Here is a 2,496-nt window from a genome sequence, read left to right as displayed (position 1 = left end):
TGAACGAGACACATTTGTGTCTAGCGACGATACTGTTAGGAAAAACCGAAAACCTAACCGTAAGGAGCCTAAACAAATTAGCTTTCGAGTGAGAGAAGACGAATATTTAAAGTTACAACAATTTGCGGAAACTTTAAATATGAGTGTGCCTGCTTTCGTAAAGAAAAAGCACAAGGTAGTCGATTGGTCGTACCAAAATTTGATAAAAAAACGCGATAATCTATTGCCAAATATTTAAGTATGTTGGGGGCAAACGCAAATCAAATCGCTAAATATTGTAACCAACATCAATATGAAGTACCGAATTATAAAGCATTAGAATATAATATCCATAAATTACGAGAAAGGCTGGATGACATATGGCAAAGGCTAAGATAAGAGTTATTTCTTTTTTACTCTTATTTATATTTGTAATTACTTATGCGGTTCTTTCTTTCACAACAGATTATATTAATCATAGATATTCTCTTTTATTTGTATTAGTTTTCGCATTATGGGGCATTTTAACTGATATTTTAACTAAACCGAATAAACGAGATGATAATAGTGGCAACAACTAAAATCAGTTAAACTAAATCAACATTAAGAGTGATCAAAAACGCTAAAAGGGATTTAAAAGCAACACGGGAACTATACGAAAAAATGAGTGACAACGAAGAATACGTAGTTACCAGTTATTTAATCTAGGCGAAGTAACACAACAGAACATAATTCACATGTAATAGAATTATCCGAGAAAATTGCACCATATCATCAAGTAGCGATTAATGAAATATCAAAATACTCGGCGAGGTCATTAGACTATGTAAATAAGAGTATTTTAAAATTTAATAACTTTTATGATAAAGTTTGCTTAAAAAAGGAGCGACTAAATTTATGAAAGTTATAAGTATTATTTTCGGAATTTTAGTTATTCTTTCTTGGTTATTTGTAATGAGAGAATACAGAAAAGGAAGTGAAAAAACAGAAAAAGGTAAGTTAGTCATACTAATTGCTTGTTTATTAACCTTTATCATGACTTTAATGAATTTCTTTTATTAGACTACGGATTTATGACAAGAAAATTTATTGACGTTGAGAAGAACCTCTAACTAAGCTTACAGACGAATTTCGACATAGAAGAGCTATGAGCCTGATCATTCGATAATTTTAGGGAGTGTTAAGTGTTCTTAGAATTAACGTCAATAAAGCAATTGAAACAAAATAATTATAGTAAAATTTTAAAAAAGGAGTGGCTTTATGAGTATTTTGATTAGGTTGGAAAATGCATTTGTTTTTATTACTGCTGTGATTATTTACTTTATGTTTGGTTTTTCATTATGGCTTTTTTTAATACTTTTGCTAGTTCCTGATATTTCTATGTTGGGATATTTATACAATAATAAAATTGGTAGTTATATTTATAATATTGGTCATTCTTATATAATTCCGATATTGATTACTTTGCTTTATTTAGCTATGGGAGTGAACTTTTTATTAGGAATTGCATTGATTTGGTTGGCTCATATTTCGATGGATAGAACGATTGGATATGGTTTAAAATACACTGTTGGTTTTGATAAAACAACAATACAAAAAGTATAAAAGTAATTTGTCTTTTTGAGGCTTTTAGAAACGAGTTGAAAACGAGTTTCTTCTTGTCTTGATAACTCTTGTAATAAATAAAATATTTAAAAAAGGAGTTTTTTTATGAATGCTGGTTTGTTTTTGATAATTGCTATTTGTTAAGGGTTCGGAGGCTCAACGTCAATAAAGCAATTGGAATAAAGCAACTATGTTAAAATTTTTAAAAAAAGGGAGGGAGAATATGATTAAAGGAATAAATCATATTACTTATTCGGTTTCTAATATAGCTAAATCAATTGAATTTTACAGAGATATTTTAGGGGCTGACATTTTAGTTGAAGGTGAGACCTCGGCCTATTTTAATTTAGGTGGTATATGGTTGGCTTTGAACGAAGAAAAAAATATTCCTAGAAGCGAAATTAAATATTCGTATACTCATATAGCATTTACAATTTCAGATAACGATTTTGAAGATTGGTATATCTGGTTGAAAGAAAATGAAGTAAATATTCTTGAAGGTAGAGATAGAGATATTAGAGATAAAAAATCAATATATTTCACTGATTTAGATGGTCATAAATTAGAATTGCATACAGGAAGTTTAGAAGATAGATTGAATTATTATAAAGAGGCTAAACCTCATATGAATTTTTATATTTAAAACAAAGTTATGTGCTTTGTTTTGAAACGAGTGGAAACGAGTTTCTTCTTGTCTTGATACTATATAGAAATAACGTTTTTTTAAATAGGGATAGGCACTTATATATTAGCTTGAATAATTTAAAAAATTTGAAGGTACTTATATTTTACTAAAATCAAGGTTTTTATTGTTAGTTTTTGATGTGTATTTAGACATAAAATGACTTATCGAAAGTTATATGTAACTCATCTAGTACAGATGATATAATATACAGGTCGCCTATCTCTCAG

At 28.6% G+C, this 2,496-nt stretch carries 3 protein-coding genes and 1 pseudogene; all 4 read left to right on the top strand.

Annotated features, from left to right (window positions below; all coding sequences use genetic code 11):
* Window positions 1–378 (top strand): annotated as a pseudogene (locus tag HMPREF2881_RS11540) (plasmid mobilization relaxosome protein MobC); the annotation flags it as partial.
* A gap of 498 nt (window positions 379–876) precedes the next feature.
* Window positions 877–1,041 carry a hypothetical protein gene (locus tag HMPREF2881_RS11915; protein ID WP_176744878.1) on the top strand — a complete coding sequence of 55 codons (165 nt, stop codon included), beginning with the start codon at window positions 877–879 and terminating at the stop codon, window positions 1,039–1,041.
* Between the two features lie 198 nt (window positions 1,042–1,239).
* Entirely contained in the window at window positions 1,240–1,584 is a 345-nt protein-coding gene (locus tag HMPREF2881_RS09825; protein ID WP_070653740.1) for a DUF4260 domain-containing protein, read from the top strand.
* A gap of 223 nt (window positions 1,585–1,807) precedes the next feature.
* Window positions 1,808–2,227, top strand: a complete 420-nt coding sequence (fosB, locus tag HMPREF2881_RS09820; RefSeq protein WP_070653739.1) for a FosB1/FosB3 family fosfomycin resistance bacillithiol transferase — start codon at window positions 1,808–1,810, stop codon at window positions 2,225–2,227.
* The last annotated feature ends 269 nt before the right edge of the window (window positions 2,228–2,496 follow it).

It is taken from the genome of Staphylococcus sp. HMSC057A08, from assembly GCF_001812925.1.
Classification (GTDB): domain Bacteria; phylum Bacillota; class Bacilli; order Staphylococcales; family Staphylococcaceae; genus Staphylococcus; species Staphylococcus hominis.
This window is presented reverse-complemented; position numbering and strand designations above follow the sequence as displayed.